Origin of the sequence: Sphaerisporangium perillae, from assembly GCF_023276435.1 — a bacterium.
Taxonomy (GTDB): Bacteria; Actinomycetota; Actinomycetes; order Streptosporangiales; family Streptosporangiaceae; genus Sphaerisporangium; species Sphaerisporangium perillae.
Genome location: NZ_JALLPO010000012.1, coordinates 1 through 19447, shown reverse-complemented (window position 1 = coordinate 19447; position 19447 = coordinate 1). Strand labels below are relative to the sequence as shown.

Here is a 19447-nt window from a genome sequence, read left to right as displayed (position 1 = left end):
CGTCCGGTCCATCCGCGCCCACCCGCAGTCCTCTGTCACTACCGTCGGAGGTTGGGCGTCAATCAGTGAGAGGGCTCCGGGGACAGGCGCGTCCTCCTGTCCCCGGAGTCCGGTCGGGGGGCCTGTCAGGAGGCGTAAACCTCGAATTCGGAGAGCTGGCCCGCCGGCCAGCCGGTGTTGGCGGAGAAGGTCAGGCGCAGGTAGCGGCGGCTGGTGGCGGGGAAGGTGATGGTGGCGGTGTTACCGGTCGACGGGTTGAAGGTGTAGGAGGTGGCGCCGACCACCGAGGTGTAGGTGGAGTTGTCGGTGCTGCCGGTGACGGCGACGGTCTGGGAGCGGGTGGCCCAGGCGGTGGCCGGGGGCAGCTTCATCACGATCCGGCCGACGCTGGTCGCCGAGCCGAGGTCCACGGTGATGGACTGCGGGAAGGCGTTGTTGGCCGACTCCCAGTAGGTGCTGGCGTTGCCGTCCACGGCGTTACCGGACCCGTACGTCTGCACGTGGCTGGTCTCGGTGGTCGGGCGGCCCTGGGCGAGGTTGGGGTTGGAGGCCGTGGCGCCCGTGCCGCTGAGCGTGACGGTCAGCGGGCTGTTCGGGTCGTTGCTGGCCACGGTCAGCGTGCCGGTGCGGGAGCCGGACGCCGTCGGGGTGAAGGTGACGTTGACCGTGCAGGACGCGCCTGCGGCGAGCGTGGTCCCGCAGGTCTTGGTCTGCGCGAAGTCACCGGTGGTGGCGACCGTGCCGAGGTTGGCGGTGGCGGTGCCGTTGTTGGTGACGGTCACGGCCTGTGCCGGGCTGGTGCTGCCGACGTCCCGCGACGCGAAGGACAGACTGCCGGGCGAGGCGGACAGGGAGGGGTTCTGCGTGGGGTTGCCGGTGCCCGGGAAGATCTGGAACTCGGCGACCTGCGCCGCCGGCCAGCCGGTGTTGGCGGTGAAGTTGAGCCGCACCTGGCGGGCGTCCGTCGTGGTCAGCGGGATGGTGACGCTGTTGCCGGTCGCCGGGTCGAAGGTGTACGAGGCGGACGGCTTGACGGTGGTCCAGGTGGAGTTGTTGGTGCTGGTCTGGATCGACAGGGTCTGCGTCCGGCTGGCCCACACGGCGGGCGGCGGCAGCTTCAGGGTGATGGAGCCGATGCTCTGGGTGGAGCCGAGGTCGGCCTGCAGCCACTGCGGGAAGGCGTTGTTGGCCGACTCCCAGTAGGTGGAGGTGTCGTTGTCGTTGGCGTTGCTCGGCGGGTAGCCGCTCGCCGAGGAGCTGGCGGTCATCGTCGCGCCGAGCGCCAGGTTGGTGGTCGAGGTGACGCCGCTGCCGGAAAGGCCCACCGTCAGCGCGCCCACATTGCTCGCCACGTTGAGGCTGCCAGGACGGCTGCCCGAGGCGGTCGGGGTGAAGGTGACGTTGACCGTGCACGACGCGCCGGCGGCCAGCGAAGTGCCGCAGGTGTTGGTCTGCGCGTAGTCACCGGTGACGGTGACCCCGTTCAGGGTCGCCGCCGCGGTTCCGGAGTTGGTGACCGTGACGGCCTGCGCCGGGCTGGTCGTGCCGGTGATGCGCGACCCGAAGGACAGGCTGGTGGGGTTGGCTCTCAGGGTGATGCCGTTGACACTGCCGATGAAGTCGGTCCAGTTGACGTTGAGCAGCGCGCCGTTGTTGGTGCTGCCCGCCGGCTTGCGGACGACGAAGTACAGCGGCCCGCTGGTCGTGGGCGGGTTGGTCAGCGTTACCGGGAAGTCCTGGAAGGTCTGCCAGCCGCCGGTGCTGGTCACCGTGGCCTTGCCGACCAGCGGACCGTCCACCGCGCCCGCCCGGACCTCGATCGTGCCGCCGGTGGAGGCGGAGGCCGCGCGGAAGCTCAGGCTGTCGATCCCCGTCAGGTTGACCGGGTCGTGGGTCCAGTAGTCGCCGTCCTCGATGGAGCCGATGTCGTTGAAGCCGCCCTGTGGGTCGGAGGTCGTCTCCACCTGCACACCGGAGTCGCCGGTGCCGGTGCCGTCGGGGGCGCGCCCGGTCGTGGTGAAGAACTCGGCCTCCTTGTGCTTGGGCTGCAGCAGTGTCTGGGCCCTGCCGGTCAGCGGACCGGAGGATCCGGCGCCGCCATGGTCGGTGTAGCTGGCCTCGAGCACGTAGAAGATGTTGTCGCCGTCGCTGTGCCCGGAGGACAGGGTGGTCTGGACGGTGCCCGAGCAGCCGGTGTACTGGTCGAGCGGGTGGCCGTGCGTGTCGTGCCCCAGGATCGCCTGGATCTTCACGTTCGCGCAGTCGATCGTGCCGTCCTCGGGGTCGGTGACCGTTACCGTGAACTTCACCTGGGCGCCGAAGTCGAACAGGCTGCCGTTGGGCGGCAGATTGATCGTCACGGTGGGCACGGTGTTGCCGGCCACGATCGGCACATTGGCGGTGGCGGTCTTGCCGCCCTGGTCCTTAACGGTCAGCACGGCGGCGAAGTTGCCCGCCGTGGTGTAGGTGTAGGCGGGGTTCGCCTCGGTGGAGTCGACGCTGCCGTTGCCGTCGAAGTCCCAAGCGTAGGTGAGCGGCGTGCCGTCGGGGTCGGCGGACCCGGCGCTTGTGAACTTCACGGCGAGCGGCACGGGGCCGGAGGTCTTGTCGGCCTTGGCCTGGGCGATCGGCGCCCGGTTGCCCTTCGTGTAGTCGATCCGGTAGATGCCGGAGTCGGTGTTGTTGCCGCCGAAGCCCGAGCCCCACTCGATGAGGTACAGCGCCCCGTCAGGGCCGAACTTCATGTCCATCGGCTTCTTGAAGCTCATCGAGGTCAGCATCGGGTTGATGTCGACCAGTTGCGAGCCGTCGGCGCTGAGCTGGAAGGAGTACAGGTAGTTCTGGTTCCACTCGCCGAAGACGGCCTTGCCGTCCCAGTAGGCGGGCCACTTGCGGTCGGACACCAGCGCCGGGTCGTAGCGGTAGGCGGGCCCTGCCATGGGCGCGCCGCCGCCGCCGAGCTCGGGGAACGCGGGGTCGGCGGCATAGTGGTAGTAGACCGTGGCGGCCTTGGCCGCGGGCAGGTCGGTGATGCCGGTGTTGTTGGGCGAGTCGTTCTTCGGCGCCGCGCAGTCGAACGCCTGCTTGGAGGTGTTCGTCGCGAAGTCGAAGTCGATGTAGGGCTTGTTGTTGCCGACGCAGTACGGCCAGCCGTAGAACCCCGGGCCGTTGAGGATGTCCCACTCGACGGTGTTCTCCGGGCCGCGCGTGGCGCTGGGCTGGCCGGCGTCCGGGCCGTAGTTGGCGACCAGCAGCTTGTGCGTCTTGGGGTCGATGCCGATCCTGAACGGGTTGCGGAAACCCATCCCGTAGATCTCCGGGCGGGTCTTCGCCGTGCCCGGCGGGAACAGGTTGCCCGCGGGGATGGTGTACGTGCCGTCGGGCTGGGGGTGGATGCGCAGCACCTTGCCGCGCAGGTCGTTGGAGTTGGCCGCGCTGCCCTGGGCGTCCCAGACGTCCCGCCCGGCGCGCTCGTCGATCGGGGTGTACCCATCGGAGGCGAACGGGTTGGTGTTGTCGCCATTGGCGAGCCACAGGTCGCCGGTGGCCTTGTCGAACACCATGCCACCGCCGTGGTGGCAGCACTCCGCCCGCTGGACCGGCACCTCCAGCACGACCTTCTCGCTGGTGAGGTCGAGCGTCAGGTCCGGCTTGACGGTGAAGCGTGAGAGCCGGTCCACGACCTTGGACTGGGGCGAGTAGTACAGGTACGCCCAGCGGTTGGTGGCGAACGCCGGGTCGAGCGCCAGACCCAGCAGCCCGCTCTCGTTGGCGGTGAAGACGTCCAGGTGACCGGAGGTGACCACACCGCCGCCCGGCTTGACCGCCTTGACGTCACCGACCAGGTCAATGTAGAAGACGGTGCCGTCCGCGGCGACGTCCAGCATCATCGGGTTGGAGGTGTTGTCGTCGAGGGTGACCTTGGCGAACGCCGAGTCCAGGCTCGCCGAGCAGTCGGCCGGCACCACGCCCGCGGCGGTCTGCAGGCCGCCGAGCAGCATCTTCAGGAAGTTGGGCTCGGCGAAGGACTCGTCGGTGTGGCCCAGCGCGGTGTACCACGAGCGGCCGCCGTCGTAGTTCTGGCACCAGCTGTTGGGGTGGTCGGCGCCCATCGTGCCGCCGCTGTAGCTGGTCTCGTCCATGGAGGTCAGGACGTGGACCGCGCCACGCGGGTCGGTGCGGAAGTCGTACCACTCATCGTTGCGCGACCACTGGGCGGGCAGCCCGGCGGTGGAGGGGTGCGCGGGGTCCTCGACCTTGACGGTGGCCTGCTGCGGCGCGGGGTGCTGCTTGAAGTACGCGCCGACCAGCTTGCCGTACCAGGCCCAGTCGTACTCGGTGTCGGCCGCCGCGTGCACGCCCGCGAACCCGCCGCCGCCCTCGATGTAGTGCTCGAAGGCGGTCTGCTGCGTGGCGTCCAGCACGTCACCCGTGGTGGACAGAAAGACCACGACCTGGTACTTGGCCAGGTTGGCCTCGGTGAAGGCGGCGGAGTCCTCGGTGGCGTCGACCGTGAAACCGTGCTCCTGGCCGAGCTGCTTGATGGCGGCGATGCCCGCCGGGATGGAGGTGTGCCGGAAGCCGGCGGTCTTGGAGAAGACCAGCGCGGCGAACGGCGGTTCGGCGGCGGCCGCGGCCTGCGCCGAGATCACCTGCGAAGGGACTAGGAGGGTGGAGACGAGCAGCAGCATGGCGGTGAGAATTCTTCTCATGCCGCACCTCGCACGCTGCGCAGGTGAACTCCCATATGCATGTGCATTTCGACCTGACCTCATGGCTCAGTCAGGCAAGGCGCGCGCCGCCACGCTGATTGCCGGGGGGATGCGGGGGCCAGAGGGGGTGCCGCCTCCGTCATGCTGTCGAACGGTCGTGGGACGTGTCAGTAACAGCCTATTTACGCCTCGGACACTTATCAATGTGGTTCTAACACGTTCATGTCTGGCATGTGTAGACACAAAATGATCACGAACTGTCAGAGCTCCGTTGACCAGGCTCCGTTGTGTCGAGCCGCACGGACTTGGTGGCAGGCGTTGCCGGTGTGGGCTGCCGGGTGCGCTATCTGATTCGTGACCGGGATGGGAAGTTCCCGGCGCTCTGCCGCGGTGGGGGGGGGGGGGGGGGGGGCCCCCCCCCCCCGGGGGGGCCCCCCCCCCCCCCGCCACCGGTTTCGCGTCGTGAGCCTGCCGCCTCAGCCCTGTGCGGTCAGCTGGTAGGACTGCGCGGCCGTGCCGTTGCACGTGTACTGGACGAGTTGGACGCTGTCGGCGGTCGACGCGCCGGGGACGTCGAGGCACTTGCCGCTGTTGCGGTTGACGAGGTGGTAGTAGCCGCCGCCCTCGGACACCGGCTGCCACTGCTGGTTGTTGCCGCCGCCGTACGTCCAAATCTGGATCGGGGCGTTGTCGGCGGTCGACACGTTCGTCACGTCGAGCACCTGGGCGCTGTTGCCGCGGTTGTTGACGCGAACGAAACTCCCGCTCGTCGGCACGAACTGGTACTGCTGCGCGTTGCTCGCGTTGCAGGTGTACTGCTGGATCGCGGTTCCGTTGGCCGTGCCGGCCGCGCGGGCGTCGACGCACTTGCCGCTGCCCTTGTTGACGACCGAGTACCACGTCGTCGGGGAGATCGGCCCCGTCGTGGGAGGCGGAGTGGTGGGAGGCGGAGTGGTGGGAGGCGTGGTGCTGCCCGCGTTGGCCAGCCAGAGCAGGCCGTTGATCAGCCACTGGTTCTGCTGGGCGCTCGCGAAGGTCGACGACGTACGCGTGTTCGTGGAGTAGTTCATGTCGTTGTGGCCGAAGTTGGCGTACAGCATCTTGTAATTCTTGTTGGTCCACATGATCGGGTAGAAGCCGCTGCGCCACTGCTGGTTCGGGTCGCTGCCGACCGGGAAGCTGGAGGCGTCGATCGACGCAAGGATGTCGATGTCGGGGTTCTGCCGCAGGTCGCGGCTCCACGAGTACCACTCGCTCACCGAGGACTGGATGGTCGCCGGCAGTCCCGCCGTGGACGGGTGGGCGCGATCCTCGATCTTCAGGGTCTCGGCGGTCGGCCCCCAGGTGTTGGTCTGGAACGCGCCCGAGCCGAGGAGGGTGTTGTAGTACCAGCTCCACGAGTTGGCGTCGGTGGTGAACGCGCTGACGTGGAAGCCCATCCACGCCCCGCCGTTCTGCATGTAGGTCTGGAACGCGGCACGCTGGCTCGCGGGCGGGACGTCGTCCAGGAACATGATGACCTTGTACTGCGACAGGCCGCTGGCGCTGAGGCGGCTCCAGTCGGTCGTCGCCTCCCAGGTGAAGCCGTTCTGGGCGCCGGCCGTGGGGAACCACTCCCTGGCTTCTTTGTCGAAGTCGATGTGGGCGGCGTCCCAGGTGCCGTTGTAGAAGGCGAGCACCTTGAAGGGGGTGGCGGCTGCCTGCCTGGTGACGGCGCTGCTGGCCGGGCTGACGGCGAATCCGATGGAGGCCGCGACAGTGATGCCGAAGATCGCGGCGAGGGCGCGTTTCACGAATTTCCTGGGCACGGGGATCCTTCAGCGATGGGGGGTGGCTGATGTGCGGGCTCAGCGTGCGAGAAGGCCCGGCCGGAATTACGCCGTGCCACGATGAGCCGTCCGAGTCGTCGATCGCAGGTGGCTTGGCTGCTCGCACGTCCAGATGGCGGTTCGATCGCGCCGACGTCGATCCGCCGACCACCTCCAATTCCCGCCGAGAGCGGGGCCGAGAGTGGTGATGGCCGCCGGTGCCGTGGCCTGCCATCGCTTACGCGCCGATGGGCACCCGTGCCTCCCCTGCCGGAGTGGGGACGGCGGGAGCCCAGGAGCCACCAAGGAAGCTTTCCTATAAGAAAGTTTACTAACAGTAGTGCGCTGAGGTTACGATCGACCGGGCCCCGCTGTCAATGGCGGCGTCAGAGGGGCGTCAGAGCGGAAGGACGGCATCGAGGGTCGTGCCGCCGGCGGGGGACGGGCCGGTGCACAGGTGCCTGTGGTGCCAATACTCGTCCACGGCGGTTGACCTGCGGTTTATCCTCACTCCTCGTATGTCCGTCTGCTGTATCTGGTCTTCGTCCGGGTTGTGGGCTGGCTGATGCTGCTGGCCCGCAGCGATGCTTCTAAAGAAGTGGAAATTCTCGTACTGCGGCATGAGGTGGTGGTGCTCCGGCGCCAGGTCGCTCATGGCGCGCATCTCCTGGACCTATGGGTCAATAGATATGGTCAATTACTGACCGTTTTGCCCGGATTATGTCTATACATCTGCTATCACAGGGTGATGTCCAGGATTCTTAGTAAATTCTTGTTCTGTTCTTGGGCTCACGGGTGCATACTCTCCAGCGATAGAACGGATCTATCCGTTGTGAGGAGTGGACCGATGGCGGCAGGTGCGGGGAAACTGGGCGACGGCGAACACGGCGGCGACTCCGATCGCTACCGTCCCGGCTATGAACTGGTCGCGGAGCGGTTGCTGGCCTACATAGCCGAGCATCACCTGCGGTCCGGTGACCGGCTTCCCACGGAGAAGGGGCTGGCCGAGATCCTCGGCGCCAGTCGCAATGTGACGAGGGAAGCGGTCAAGGTGCTCGCGGCGATCGGCAGGCTCAGTGTCCGTAAGGGCGCCGGCATCTTCGTCGCCTCTTCAGGAGTGCCCGCGGGGCCCGCCGACGAGGAGTTGGCGGATTTCCAGCCCACCGATCTGCGGCAAGTGGTGATGCTTCTTGATTACCGCCGGTTGATAGAGGGGGAGAGCGCCGCGCGTGCGGCAGCCCTTGCCACGCCGATCCAGGTGCGTTCGATCCGGGAGCATGCCGAGCAGTCCGCCTCGGCCGCGAGTCAGGTCGACATCAAGGGTTTCCGCGATGCCGACGCGCTCTTCCACAACGCGGTCAGTGCCGCGGCGCAGAACGTGTTCCTCCAGGCCGCCGTCGCGAACATTCGCCGGTTCGTGCTGCAGTCTGACGTGCTTTTGTTCCACGGCGACGTGCCTGGATCGCTCGAAGTGGCCGGCGCGCAGCACATCGGCATCGCCGAGGCCATCGCGGCCGGCGACCCCGAGACCGCCGGGAAGCTGATGATCGAGCACGTCGATACCACACGTGACCAGTTCGAACGCCGGATCCGCGACCGGTTGGTCACCCGCACATAACCCGGGCACCCGGGTTCCGTTCCAGCCGTTGCGTTCGGCTCAGTTCAGTCCTCCGTCGGAGGGCTGCCGCGTGATCACCCCTCCAGTTCCCGCACGCGTTGATTGGGACTCAATGTCGATATTATCTGCGTCATCTCGTACTACCCGTGCAGTGTTCTCTGCGGCGGCCGGGCTTGCCTTGGCCGTCACCTCGTTGGTGTCCGCAGGTTCGGCCTGGGCGGATGACACGTCTTCAGCGGCCGTCAGCGTGTATGTTTCGCCGACCGGCCAGGACAGCAACTCCGGGACCGCGGCTTCTCCGTTCAAAACGCTCGACCATGCCAGGGACTACGTCCGGGGCATTGCCCAGCAGACGAATGGCGACATCGATGTCGTGCTGGCCGACGGTGATTATCCGATCGCGGATACCTTCACGCTGACCAGCGCCGACTCGGGCGTGAACGGGCACCGGATCACCTACAAGGCCGCGCCCGGGGCCCACCCGGTGCTCGACGGCGGCAGCCAGGTGAGCGGGTGGGTGTTGTCGGATCCGGCGCGCCACATCTACAAGGCCCACGTTGGCGGGATCGACACGCGCCAGTTGTATGTCGATGGGGAACTGGAGACGCGCGCGCGTACCGGCGACAATCCGCCCGGCTTCTCGAAGACCGCGACCGGGTATGCGATCACCGACCAGAGCCTGCAGCATTTGAAGAACCAGTCGGCGATCGAGGTGGACAGCCGCTGGGGTTGGATGCAGTACCGGTGCCCGGTGGAGAGCATCACGGCCACCGCGATGACGATGCAACAGCAGTGCTGGCACAACGCGAACCTGCATCAGGGGCAGGAGATCCAGACGCCGAGCTGGCTGGAGAACGCCTACGAGTTCCTGGACACCCCCGGTGAGTGGTATCTCGACAAGACCACCGGCGACCTGTACTACATGCCCAAGTCCGGGCAGGACCTGTCCACCGCGACGGTGACCGTGCCGCGGGTGCAGGACCTGGTCGACCTGAACGGCGACATCGATCATCCGGTGAGCAACGTCGGCTTCGAGGGGATCACCTTCTCCTACGCCACCTGGCTGGCGCCCAGTTCGGCGGACGGCATGGTCGAGGGGCAGGCGGGCTTCCGCATCGTCGGCACGGACAACCCCGACTTCGACTCCACGCGGCTCGAGTGGGTCAAGACGCCCGGCGCGGTGAACGTCACCTACGGCCATGGCATCTCCTTCACCGGGAACACCTTCACCCACCTCGGCGCGGTCGGGCTGAACCTCAACACCGGTTCCCAGGGCACGGTGATCAACGGCAACGTGTTCAAGGAGATCGCCGGCACCGGCGTGCAGGTCGGCGGGACCGACGTGATCGACGCGCACCCGGACGACGCGCGGTCGATCACCAAGAACAACAGGGTCACCAACAACGTGGTGACGAACGTGGCCGACCAGTACGGCGGTTCTCTGGGCATCTTCGCCGGTTACACCGATCACAGCGTGATCAGCCACAACAAGGTCTACAACCTGCCCTACAGCGGGATCTCGGTCGGCTGGGGCTGGGGTCTGACCGACAAGGGCGGCGACACCAACTACCCGGGCAACTCCGGCGTGCCGGTCTGGGACACCCCCACCACGGCCAAGAACAACATCATCACCGACAACCGGGTCTTCGACATCATGAAGCACCAGGCCGACGGCGGGGCGATCTACACGCTGAGCTCCAACCCGGGCAGCGTGGTGTCGGGCAACTACATCTCCGACGTACCCGCGCCCGCCTACGGCGCGATCTATCACGATGAGGGCAGCCAGTACTTCCACACGACGCAGAACGCGTTCTGCAACGTGGCTTACCAGTGGTTGCTGATGAACCACGGGCTGAACATCGACGCGGACTATAACTTCACCACGCAGTCGCAGTACACGACCCAGGCCAACACGCTCAACACCACGGTCGCCAACAACACCACGGTCGACGGCTGCCAGCAGTTGCCGGCGTCCATCGTGGACAACGCGGGTCTGCAACCGCAGTACCGTTACCTCGACCCGGACCAGCCGTCCGCCGACCAGTCCGCGCCGTCGGTTCCCGGCACGCCCTCCGCGGTGACGGCGTTCCCGACCGTCGCCCAGCTGAGCTGGCCCGCATCGCAGGACAACGTCGGCGTCACCGGCTACTCCATCTACCGCGACGGCGACCTGGTCAGCGCCTCCAAGGGCCCGCAGGCACGCGTCACCGGCTTGACCGCGGGACAGAAGTACACCTTCACCGTGACCGCGCGAGACGCGGCGGGCAACGAGTCACACAAGAGCAAGAAGCTCACAGTGACGATGCCCGCCGGCGCCGACCTGGCGCTGAACAAGCCGGTGACCGTGTCCTCCTATTCGCAGCCGAACATCCCGTCGCTGGCCGTCGACGGTGATCTTTCGACCCGGTGGGCGCAGGGGCTCGGCCTTCCCGACCCGTCGTGGATCCAGGTCGACCTCGGTGCGCAGCACAACATCAGCGGCGTCATCACCACCTTCGAGAAGTCGAGCGGTTACAAGTACCGGCTGGAGGTCTCGACCGACCAGAGCCACTGGGTGACCTTCGACGACCACACCGCCACCAGCACGACCACCTCGGCGAACTACTCCTCACTCGCGCAGCCGATCGCCGGCCGCTATGTGCGGCTGACCGTCACCGGCTCCAACTACAACGGCGGCAGCATCTACGAACTGCAGGTCTACGGTGCTCCACTGGCTACGGGAACCGACACGCAGGCCCCCGTCCTGTCGGGGAAGCCGACGGCGAACGTGCTGCTGCCCAGCACGCTCGACCTCAGCTGGCCCGCCGCGACCGACGACACCGGGATCGCGGGCTACACGGTCACCCAGGACGGTAAGCAGATCGCGCTGACCGGGCAGACGACACTGCGCGTGGCCGGGCTGACCCCCGCGACGCCGTACACGTTCTCGGTCACCGCGCAGGACGCGGCGGGCAACGTGTCGGCGCCGATTCAGCTGACGCTGACCACACCGGCCGACAACGACCTGGCGCTGCACAAGCCGGTGACCGTGTCCTCGTATTCGGACCCGAACATCCCGTCGCTGGCCGTCGACGGTGATCTTTCGACCCGGTGGGCGCAGGGGCTCGGCCTTCCCGATCCGTCGTGGATCCAGGTCGACCTCGGTCAGGTCACCTCCGTGAAGAGCATCGTGACGACGTTCGAGCTGACCAACGGTTACAAGTACCGGCTCGAGTACTCCCAGGACGGAACGGTGTGGTCGACCTTTGACGACCACACCGTCACGGCCACCACGGACCGGACCAACCCCTCGTTCGCCCCGGCACCGGTGCAGGCCAGGTATGTCCGGCTGACCATCACCGGGTCGAACTGGAACGGCGGCAGCATCTACGAACTGCAGGTCTACGGCGGTTTCTGAAGCCTGCCCGGGGCAGACGGCGCCCCCTGAACAGAGAGTCAGTATGAAGATCACGCATGTTGAGGTCCACCGGTTCCACGTCCCGGCGGCCGACCCGCCGTTCCAGTGGCGGCAGGGGCTGGGCGGCAGCGCCCCCGCGGGCGAGGGCGCGGTGCTGCGCATCGGAACCGACGAGGGCGCGGAGGGAGTCGCGCTGTTCGCCCGGCCGGGTGCGGCGGTGATGCTGGAGGACCTGGTGGACCGGGTGTTCCGGGAGGAGCTGATCGGGCAGGACCCGTTCCAGCGTGAGTGGCTGTGGCACCGGGTGTGGGAGCTGGACCGGATCCAGGAGCTCCCGCTGCCGACCCTGGGCCTGATCGACATCGCCCTGTGGGACCTGGCCGGCCGGGTGAGCGGCCGGCCCACCTGGCAGGTCCTCGGCGGTTTCCGTACGCAGATCCCGGCGTACGCGTCGACGTCGACCTTCGCCACCACTGAGGAGTTCCTCGAGGTCGCCGACCAGTGCCTCGAGCTGGGATACCGCGGCATAAAGCTGCACGCCTGGGGCGACGCCGCCCGGGACGCGGCGTTGTGCGTGGCATTGCGTGAGCATGTCGGCCCGGATGTGCCGCTCATGTACGACGGTTCGGCCGGGTTCGACCTGCCGGATGCGATCCGGCTGGGCCGCGCCCTCAGTGAGGCGGATTACCTGTGGTATGAGGAGCCGATGCGCGAGTTCAGCATCAGCGCATACCAGCGGCTGGCCGAGGCGACGGACGTTCCCCTGCTGGTGGGGGAGACCTCCGACGGAGCGCATATGAACTCGGCCGACTTCATCAAGGCCGGTGCCGCGACGTTCGGCGTGCGTACGAGCACGACGCTGCGGGGCGGCATCACCGGTGCGATGCGCACGGCCCACCTGGCCGACGCGTACCGGATCCGTGCGGAGGTGCACGGGTCGGACATCCCGAACCATCACCTTTGCATGGCGATCGCGAACACCACCTATTACGAGTCATTGGTGACCTCCCGCACTGTGGTGCGGGAGCGGCACGTCGACGCCGCGGGGCTGGTACACGCCCCGCAGGGGCCGGGAATCTCGTTGCCGGCCCATTTCGACTATGGACCTGAGCTGCGGCGATTCGTCGAGCCAGGCGCCTGAACCTGCGGGTGCCGAAAATTCATCCGTGCGGGTCGCAGGGATGATGGGTGATCGTGTGCTCCCGTCTGGGAATCGCGAGGACTGCGACGGAACGGCATGATGATCGGTCGTGTTGCTGCGCATGGCCTACCTGACGATGACGAGCACCTTTCATCGGCCGCACCGGGCTCTCCGCCAGGCAGCTCCGCTTCGACCGCTTCCCGATCCCAGCACCGACCCAGCCCGATCACGCCGCTCGACATCCGCCGACATGATCGACTCGGGGGAGTCCTGAAGGAGTACCGACATGCGATGACCTGGCTGGATGATTAATCGGCACCCGCAGGTGTCGCCGCGTCCCGCACGAGCTCGGTCGTCTCCAGCGCGAGTCATGGCAACGATCTCCTTTGCCCACCTGGGATGTCGGGTAAGGATCATCCCCCGCCGTTTGGCTGGTTTTCTCCGAAAGAGGGCAAAACGACTGATGGGCGCCCTTCGAGACGGCCGGATTCCGTGATGCGGAAGGCGGTCATCACCGCGACACCGCCCGGACCTCGACGCGTTCGTTGGGTACGCAGTGGGTCATCTTGAGCCCGGCGACATCGCGGGGGCCGTTGTTGCCGAGGTTGGCCAGCCGGTCGCGGTCGTTGTCGGTGAGCGTCTGTTTGGGCAGCGGTTGCAGGTGCCGGACGTCGTCGGGGCGGATGCCCAGGCCCTTGCCGACGCGTAGCCCGAGTTCGTCCTCCATGAGCAGGAGGTGCCAAACCATGCGCTGCCGGGTCTGCGGTTCACATTGGGACAGCAGGGTGACGAAATTGTGCACCAGGTCGTCGCGTTCCCACTGTTCCATCAGCCGGTAGCGCTGCCCGGCCTGCTTGTAGTCGTTGGTGCGTGGGATCGGGGCGCGGGTGAGCCGGCCGGTGATGAGCGGACCCAGCTCGTCGTAGTTCGGCTCCTCCGCTTCGGACAGCCCGCCCAGGGCGGAGGGTTCGTAGTTGACGTGCGGGTTCTCCCCGCCGGTGTCGACGTAGAAGGCCATCTGGCCGTCGCGCTGGTTGGTGGCCAGATGCTCGGCGTTCTTGGGGCTGTTGACGGGCAGTTGCAGATAGTTCGCGCCTACCCGGTACCGCTGAGTGTCGGAGTAGGAGAAGGTACGCCCGACGAGCATCTTGTCGTCGGAGAAGTCCAGCCCGTCGACGAGCACACCGGTACCGAAGGCGATCTGCTCGTTTTCGGCGAAGAAGTTGTCCGGTATCCGGTTGAGCACGAGCCGGCCGACCGGCTTGGGCGGGAACTCGTTCTCCGGCCAGATCTTGGTGTCATCGAGCGGGTCGAAGTCGAGCTCAGGGTGCTCGTCGTCGCTCATCATCTGCACCAGCAGCTCCCACTCGGGGTAGTCGCCGCGCTCGATCGCGCCGTACAGATCCCGGGTGGCGTGCCCGGTGTCACGGGCTTGGATGCGCGCGGCGTCGTCCTCGGTGAGGCTCTTGACACCCTGCTTGGGAATCCAGTGGTACTTCACCAGCGAAGTTTCCCCGTCGATGGTCACCCACCTGTAGGTGTTGACGCCGAAGCCCTGCATGTGCCGGTAGTCCGCCGGGATGCCGCGAGGGCTGAACAAGTTGACCAGCATGTGCATCGACTCAGGTGTGTGCGCCAGGAAGTCGAAGATCCGCTTCGGCTCCTGCCGGAAGTACACCGGGTCGGGCTTGAACGCGTGGATGAGGTCCGGGAACTTGATCGCGTCCCGGATGAAGAAGACGGCGAGGTTGTTGCCGACCAGGTCCCAGTTGCCGTCCTCGGTGTAGAACTTGATCGAGAACCCGCGCGGGTCGCGGGCGGCCTCCGAGGATTCCCGGCCGCCGATCACCGTCGAGAACCGCACGGCCACGTCGGTGCGCTTGCCCTCCTCCTGAAATAGCTTGGCCCGGGTGAATTGCGCGATGGGCTCGTCACCCCACCTGCCGTAGGCCTCGAAGAAGCCGTACGCGAGCGCCCCGCGGGCGTGCACCACCCGTTCCGGGACGCGCTCCCGGTCGAAGTGGGTGATTTTCTCCAGGAACTGGTAGTTCTCCAACGTTGCCGGGCCGCGCGGGCCGACCGTGCGCTGGTTCTGGTTGTCGTGGACCGGATGTCCCTGACGATTGGTCAGAATGCGCTTGTCCTCGGCCACCGGAGAGCACCCCCCTCATACGGTGTTACGTCACTGGGACGGAGCCGGGGGCCTGTCGATCAATGATGCTCGGTGTGACGAGGCGGCCTCGTTGGCCGCCGATCTTCCGGCCTCAGCGTCCCCTGATGTTGCCCACCCCGACACCTCGGAATGTCTCCCCATCAGTCTACCTGCCTGCACATTTAGGGCGAATTGCCCCCGGGTCCACATGTGAGGCGGCGAGAGCCACCGAGACCTACTTGCCCAGACCGCCCATGGGCCTCCGGAAACGCCGACGGCGCCCAACCGCTCGCCGCGTGGACGCAACCGGCGCGCGACACTACGACTGTTCGCAGCCAGGCTATTGCGTCGGTGTGTCCTCCCGGTGTATCCGCTGGGGTGCCAGGGTGACGATCGCCCGCTCCAGGTGCTCGGTGAACGCCTCCCGTTCGTCGGCGCTGAACGCGGCGGTTAGGCGCCGCTCGACGGCGAGGACGGCCCGGTCTGCCCGGCGCACCAGGTCGGTGCCCTCGGCTGTCAGCCGGGCGACCCGTACCCGCTGGTGCAGCGGCGACACCGCCCGTTCGATCAACCCCTTCCCCTCGAGGTTGGCGAGCACGGTCGCCATGGTCTGCGGGGTCACCATGCAGGCGCGGGCAAGCTGCGCGGCGGACGCTTCCGAGGTCTGCAGCAGGACGAGCAACACCGCGTACTGCGGGACAGTCAGGTGAAACTCCTGCAGCACGCGCGTCTTTTCGGCAATCAGCGCCTGTTCGGCGCGTTTGATGACGAGGCCGAGCCGTTCCATCTCAGTAGCGGGTGCCGACGGCCGTTGGTGCGGCGTCGAGCTCGGCGAGGTCGGCTGCGGTCAGCGTGACGTCGGCGGCGCCGATGTTGTCCGCGAGATGCCCGAGCCGACGCGTACCCGGTATCGGGATGACGTGCGGGCCCTGCGCGAGGGTCCAGGCGATCGCGACCTGTGCGGGAGTCACCCCGTGGCGGGCGGCGACGGCGCGCACCGTGTCGACGATGCGAGCATTGGACGCGCGGGCTTCGCTGGTGAAGCGCGGATTACCGGCCCGGAGGTCGTTGTCCTCGAACTGGGTAGAGGCGTCGATCGCGCCCGTCAGAAAGCCCCGGCCGAGCGGCGCGAACGGAGCGAACGCGGCGCCGTTGGCGGCACACCAGCCGACCACGTCGCCGGCGTCGAACGTACCGCCGCCGGCGACGGCAGCCGCGGATGCGCCCGTGCCGGGCTGCCCGAGCGCGTCGCGGGTCCAGAGAGACAGCTCGGACTGCACGGCGGTCACCGGGTGCACCGCGGCCGCGGCGGCGGCCTGCTCAACGGTGACCTCCGACAAGCCGAGGTAACGGACCTTGCCCGCGCGGACCACATCCGCCATGGCGGCCCAGGACTCAGTCAACGGCACGGCGTCGTCGACGCGGTGCAGGTACCACAGGTCGATGTGATCGGTGCCGAGGCGCTTCAGCGACGCGTCGACGGCGGCGCGCAGGTGGGCGGGCGACCCGTCGCGATGCATGCCCTTGGCGCGGATGTCGTCTACCACGAGCCCGGCCTTGGTCGCCAGAAACACGGAGTCGCGCAGCTCGGACAACGCCTCGCCGAGAAGGGTTTCGTTGTGGCCGTCGCCATAGACATCGGCAGTGTCGATGAAGGTGACACCGGCGTCGACGGCGGCGCGCACCACGTCCCGTGACGCGGCATCGTTGCGCGTACTCTCGGCGTAGGCCCAGCTCATGCCCATGCAGCCCAGACCGATCACACCCACGTGGCGTCCGGTGGCACCCACCTCACGCGTCCGCATGCCCCACACCCTCTGAATAGCAGTACCCTGTCATACGACAGCATACTACTAAAGGGCGACTATGGCATTGGCGCTAATCCTCATCGACCTACAGGAGTGGATCGTCGAGCGGTACGCACCCGACGGCGGCATCGCGGCGGCACAAACCGCCGAGCAAGCACGGCGCTCGTTCCGGGAATCCGGCAATCTTGTCGTCCACGTCCGCCACCTGGCCCTCGACGGCTCAGACGGCGGGCCGGACTCATCGACGACACGCTTCGTCGACGCGGTGACGGTCGAGGACGGCGAGCCGGTCGTCAACAAGTACGACCGCAGTGCCTTCGCGGGTACCCCATTGGACAGCATGCTGCGCGACCATGTGGTCCGCGATGTCGTGCTGGCCGGGCTGGTGACTGAGGGCGGCATCGCGAGTACTGCCATCGACGCGCTGCGGCTGGGTTACAAGGTCTCCGTACTCCTGCCGGCGATCGCCGGGAACACACCTGAAGGACACCACAGCACCCTCGACGACCTGCGCGATCGAGGCGTCACGCTACAGGAGAGGATTTAGGTGGTTCACCGTGTAGGCGACGCCGTAAACATGCATCTCGGCGGTGATGGCGCCGCCGAGTTTCCGGTGGCGACGTAGCGGCAGACCGACCTTCATAGCCGAAAGTCCAACATCCGCTCATCGGCATGACCGCGCACAGCGGCATGATGGTGCGTTTGATTAGAAGATCATTTGGAACTGAGGACGCTGTGGATGCCACAACATGTGCAGTACCTCCAGGCGTCACGGTCGCCGGTCCGTGTGTGGAGGCCGTGTCCGCCGCGCGGTATTCAATCTGCCGGGTCTCGGTCATGCCGGTCGGCGACCTGTTCCCGGAGCCAGTACGCAGCGGCCTCGCGGACCTCTCCGGCCGGGTCGTCCGAGCGCCTCACGGACCACATCCGCGTACCGGCGGGAGTCCTTCTGCCAGAACAGCAGGGACAGGATCGCCAGCCGCCGTACTGCCGCGTCCGCGTCCCGGCTGACCGACCGGCAGAGTAGCGGCAGGACCCGCCGGGCGGCAGCCGCGCCGAGACTCCGTTCGCCGAGTAAGCACACCGCGTGCCGGCGGATGATGACGTGCTTCGAGGTCAGCCCACGGACCGCTTCGTCCACCTCGTCGACTGTGATGTCGCAGTAGCCCCGCCCGGGCTTGAGCCCCTCCGCCAGCGCCGGGACGTACACCGGCCAGCGCTCTATGACATCCTCCAGGGGCCGGTAGTCCAGCTGCAGCGGGGCGACCGCATGATTGCGGAAGCTGGTGTACGGCGCGGCGACGGCGCCGATCACGGCCCCCTCCGGGAGGCGGTCGACCTTGTCGAGCACCAGGTCCAGCCGGCCGAGTCGGGACAGCGCTGTGGCCACCCACGACTGGTCCGCCCCTTCGCGCCGAGTCAGCGCGTCGTCCAGTGCCCGGACACGTAGTACGCGACGCGCTCGGCTTCCGGGAGCGCGGTGACCCGCGCCGGCTCGACCGCCCGCGCGTCGAACTGGGGGAAGTGCCGAGTCACCTCGCTCCTGGTGAGGATGCGCTTCACCAGCGTCTCGTAGTGCTCGTCGTCGAGAAGCAGCACGACGAAGTCCCGGTCGGTGATCCCGCTCGTCCGAAGGGATGTCCGGGCCCGCTAACACACGCGGACGAGCATCGTGAGGTACCTGCGGAACGTTGACGCCCATTGGCGGGTCGCCCCGGCAGGCTTCCGCGGTGAGTGCCCGCTCCCACTCCCGGGCCAGGTCCTTGGGAAGCCACTTGTCGGAGTAGTGGTCCCAGTCGGCGGCGCCCCACCGCAGATCTGCCTGCTCCTCGACGGGAAGCGGCGCCAACGCCTCGACGCTGTTCATCCCGAGGTTGGGCAGCGTGATCCGGCCGTCGGTCTCACGGTAGATCCGGTCCAGCACAGCGGCGTAGAACCGCTCGTCAGGGTGCCCAGCGATGGTCGACCGAACGGTCTGCACCAGCGCGTCCGCCAGCGCACGCTCGAAGCCCACCCAGTCGAAGGTCAATACCACCCCGCCATCCTGCCCGACGCCGCTATTCCCTCGACGCTGCGGATCGCGGCATGAGCGGGTGATCTGTTCAGGCCGGGCTCGGAGTGTAAATGACCGCTACGTGTATGGCGTGGATTGGTCGAGGTGGCTAACGTGATCGGCGTGGCGTCGGAGCCCGTGTAGGAGCCCCTCATGGCCAAGTACGAGCCGTTGCAGAATTATCTGGCCGCACGACCCGAGCAGATGAGCCGCGTAACGATGAGTTTCGATGAGGTCGAGGCGCTCGTCGGATCGCTTCCCCCTTCTGCGCGTGACCACCGTGCCTGGTGGGCGAACGACTCCAAGGTCCAAGCTCAGGCGTGGCGGGCCGCAGGTTGGCATGTCGAGTCGGTCGACCAACGCGCCGGGCGAGTGGTATTTACACGAAGCATCGTTGGCGGTCCCCATCCCATCGCGCGGAACCCCAGGCCCGGTCCGGCCATACCGGCGCCCCAGTCGATCATGGTTTCAACATCGTCAGTCGAAGACGGCATGCCTGAAGCGCGGGCCCAGGCAATGCTCGTGACATACCTCGTCGGTCAGGGTTGGCGGATCCAGCGCGTCGCGGATACGACCACGAAGGAACAAGGGATCGACGTTCTTGCGACTCGTGGTGACCGGACCCTCGCCGTCGAGGTGAAGGGCTACCCGGGGCGACGGTACTCCGATCCGCGCCGCGCCGGCGAGACCAAGCCGACGGCACCGGCGACACAAGCGCGGCATTGGTACGCGCAGGCGATTCTCAAGGCGATGCTGAT

At 67.2% G+C, this 19447-nt stretch carries 13 protein-coding genes; 5 read left to right on the top strand and 8 right to left on the bottom strand.

Annotated features, from left to right (window positions below; translation table 11 throughout):
- Window positions 1–125: 125 nt before the first annotated feature.
- The 3 genes from MYF83_RS13520 to MYF83_RS13510 all read right to left on the bottom strand — a co-directional run bounded on the left by MYF83_RS13520 (window position 126) and on the right by MYF83_RS13510 (window position 7175).
- Window positions 126–4712 carry a ThuA domain-containing protein gene (locus MYF83_RS13520; RefSeq protein ID WP_248960639.1) on the bottom strand — a complete coding sequence of 1529 codons (4587 nt, stop codon included), beginning with the start codon at window positions 4710–4712 and terminating at the stop codon, window positions 126–128.
- Window positions 4713–5188: 476 nt separating this feature from the next.
- The gene (locus MYF83_RS43730) at window positions 5189–6520 is read right to left on the bottom strand and encodes an RICIN domain-containing protein (protein WP_248960638.1); all 1332 of its coding nucleotides are present in this window, start codon (window positions 6518–6520) and stop codon (window positions 5189–5191) included.
- Window positions 6521–6917: 397 nt separating this feature from the next.
- Window positions 6918–7175, bottom strand: a complete 258-nt coding sequence (locus tag MYF83_RS13510; RefSeq protein WP_248960637.1) for a hypothetical protein — start codon at window positions 7173–7175, stop codon at window positions 6918–6920.
- A 192-nt stretch (window positions 7176–7367) separates the two neighbouring features.
- Between MYF83_RS13510 and MYF83_RS13505 the strand changes: the two genes are divergently transcribed.
- From MYF83_RS13505 to MYF83_RS13495, 3 genes are all read left to right on the top strand, one after another.
- The gene (locus tag MYF83_RS13505; protein WP_248960636.1) at window positions 7368–8138 is read left to right on the top strand and encodes a FadR/GntR family transcriptional regulator; all 771 of its coding nucleotides are present in this window, start codon (window positions 7368–7370) and stop codon (window positions 8136–8138) included.
- A gap of 70 nt (window positions 8139–8208) precedes the next feature.
- Complete coding sequence (locus MYF83_RS13500; RefSeq protein WP_248960635.1) at window positions 8209–11535, top strand: discoidin domain-containing protein; 3327 nt, start codon at window positions 8209–8211, stop codon at window positions 11533–11535.
- Between the two features lie 43 nt (window positions 11536–11578).
- The gene (locus MYF83_RS13495) at window positions 11579–12676 is read left to right on the top strand and encodes an enolase C-terminal domain-like protein (RefSeq protein ID WP_248960634.1); all 1098 of its coding nucleotides are present in this window, start codon (window positions 11579–11581) and stop codon (window positions 12674–12676) included.
- Between the two features lie 511 nt (window positions 12677–13187).
- On the opposite strand, the gene MYF83_RS13490 is transcribed toward MYF83_RS13495, so the two are convergent.
- From MYF83_RS13490 to MYF83_RS13480, 3 genes are all read right to left on the bottom strand, one after another.
- Complete coding sequence (locus MYF83_RS13490; RefSeq protein WP_248960633.1) at window positions 13188–14828, bottom strand: catalase; 1641 nt, start codon at window positions 14826–14828, stop codon at window positions 13188–13190.
- 340 nt (window positions 14829–15168) lie between these two features.
- A complete protein-coding gene (locus tag MYF83_RS13485) occupies window positions 15169–15615 on the bottom strand; it encodes a MarR family winged helix-turn-helix transcriptional regulator (protein ID WP_248960632.1) in 447 nt (148 codons plus the stop codon).
- A 1-nt stretch (window position 15616) separates the two neighbouring features.
- Window positions 15617–16633: an aldo/keto reductase gene (locus MYF83_RS13480; protein ID WP_248960631.1), complete on the bottom strand. Its 1017-nt coding sequence runs from the start codon at window positions 16631–16633 to the stop codon at window positions 15617–15619.
- 61 nt (window positions 16634–16694) lie between these two features.
- On the opposite strand from MYF83_RS13480, the gene MYF83_RS13475 reads away from it, so the two are divergent.
- Window positions 16695–17183 (top strand): cysteine hydrolase family protein, encoded by a 489-nt coding sequence (locus tag MYF83_RS13475; RefSeq protein WP_248960630.1) that lies wholly within the window; start codon window positions 16695–16697, stop codon window positions 17181–17183.
- Between the two features lie 288 nt (window positions 17184–17471).
- Here MYF83_RS13475 and MYF83_RS13470 read toward each other — a convergent pair whose 3' ends face one another.
- Complete coding sequence (locus MYF83_RS13470) at window positions 17472–18026, bottom strand: hypothetical protein (protein WP_248960629.1); 555 nt, start codon at window positions 18024–18026, stop codon at window positions 17472–17474.
- 29 nt (window positions 18027–18055) lie between these two features.
- A complete protein-coding gene (locus tag MYF83_RS13465) occupies window positions 18056–18235 on the bottom strand; it encodes a hypothetical protein (protein WP_248960628.1) in 180 nt (59 codons plus the stop codon).
- Window positions 18236–18842: 607 nt separating this feature from the next.
- Here MYF83_RS13465 and MYF83_RS13460 point away from each other — a divergent pair.
- A partial coding sequence (locus MYF83_RS13460; protein WP_248960627.1) for a DUF7662 domain-containing protein occupies window positions 18843–19447 on the top strand: 605 nt, incomplete at its 3' end.

Bases quoted from the DNA above. Each gene is read 5' to 3' on its own strand.
- MYF83_RS13495 (WP_248960634.1), top strand. From the start codon at position 11,579: ATGAAGATCACGCATGTTGAGGTCCACCGGTTCCACGTCCCGGCGGCC.
- MYF83_RS13480 (WP_248960631.1), bottom strand. From the start codon at position 16,633: ATGCGGACGCGTGAGGTGGGTGCCACCGGACGCCACGTGGGTGTGATC.
- MYF83_RS13475 (WP_248960630.1), top strand. From the start codon at position 16,695: ATGGCATTGGCGCTAATCCTCATCGACCTACAGGAGTGGATCGTCGAG.
- MYF83_RS13510 (WP_248960637.1), bottom strand. From the start codon at position 7,175: ATGAGCGACCTGGCGCCGGAGCACCACCACCTCATGCCGCAGTACGAG.
- MYF83_RS13485 (WP_248960632.1), bottom strand. From the start codon at position 15,615: ATGGAACGGCTCGGCCTCGTCATCAAACGCGCCGAACAGGCGCTGATT.
- MYF83_RS13505 (WP_248960636.1), top strand. From the start codon at position 7,368: ATGGCGGCAGGTGCGGGGAAACTGGGCGACGGCGAACACGGCGGCGAC.
- MYF83_RS13520 (WP_248960639.1), bottom strand. From the start codon at position 4,712: ATGAGAAGAATTCTCACCGCCATGCTGCTGCTCGTCTCCACCCTCCTA.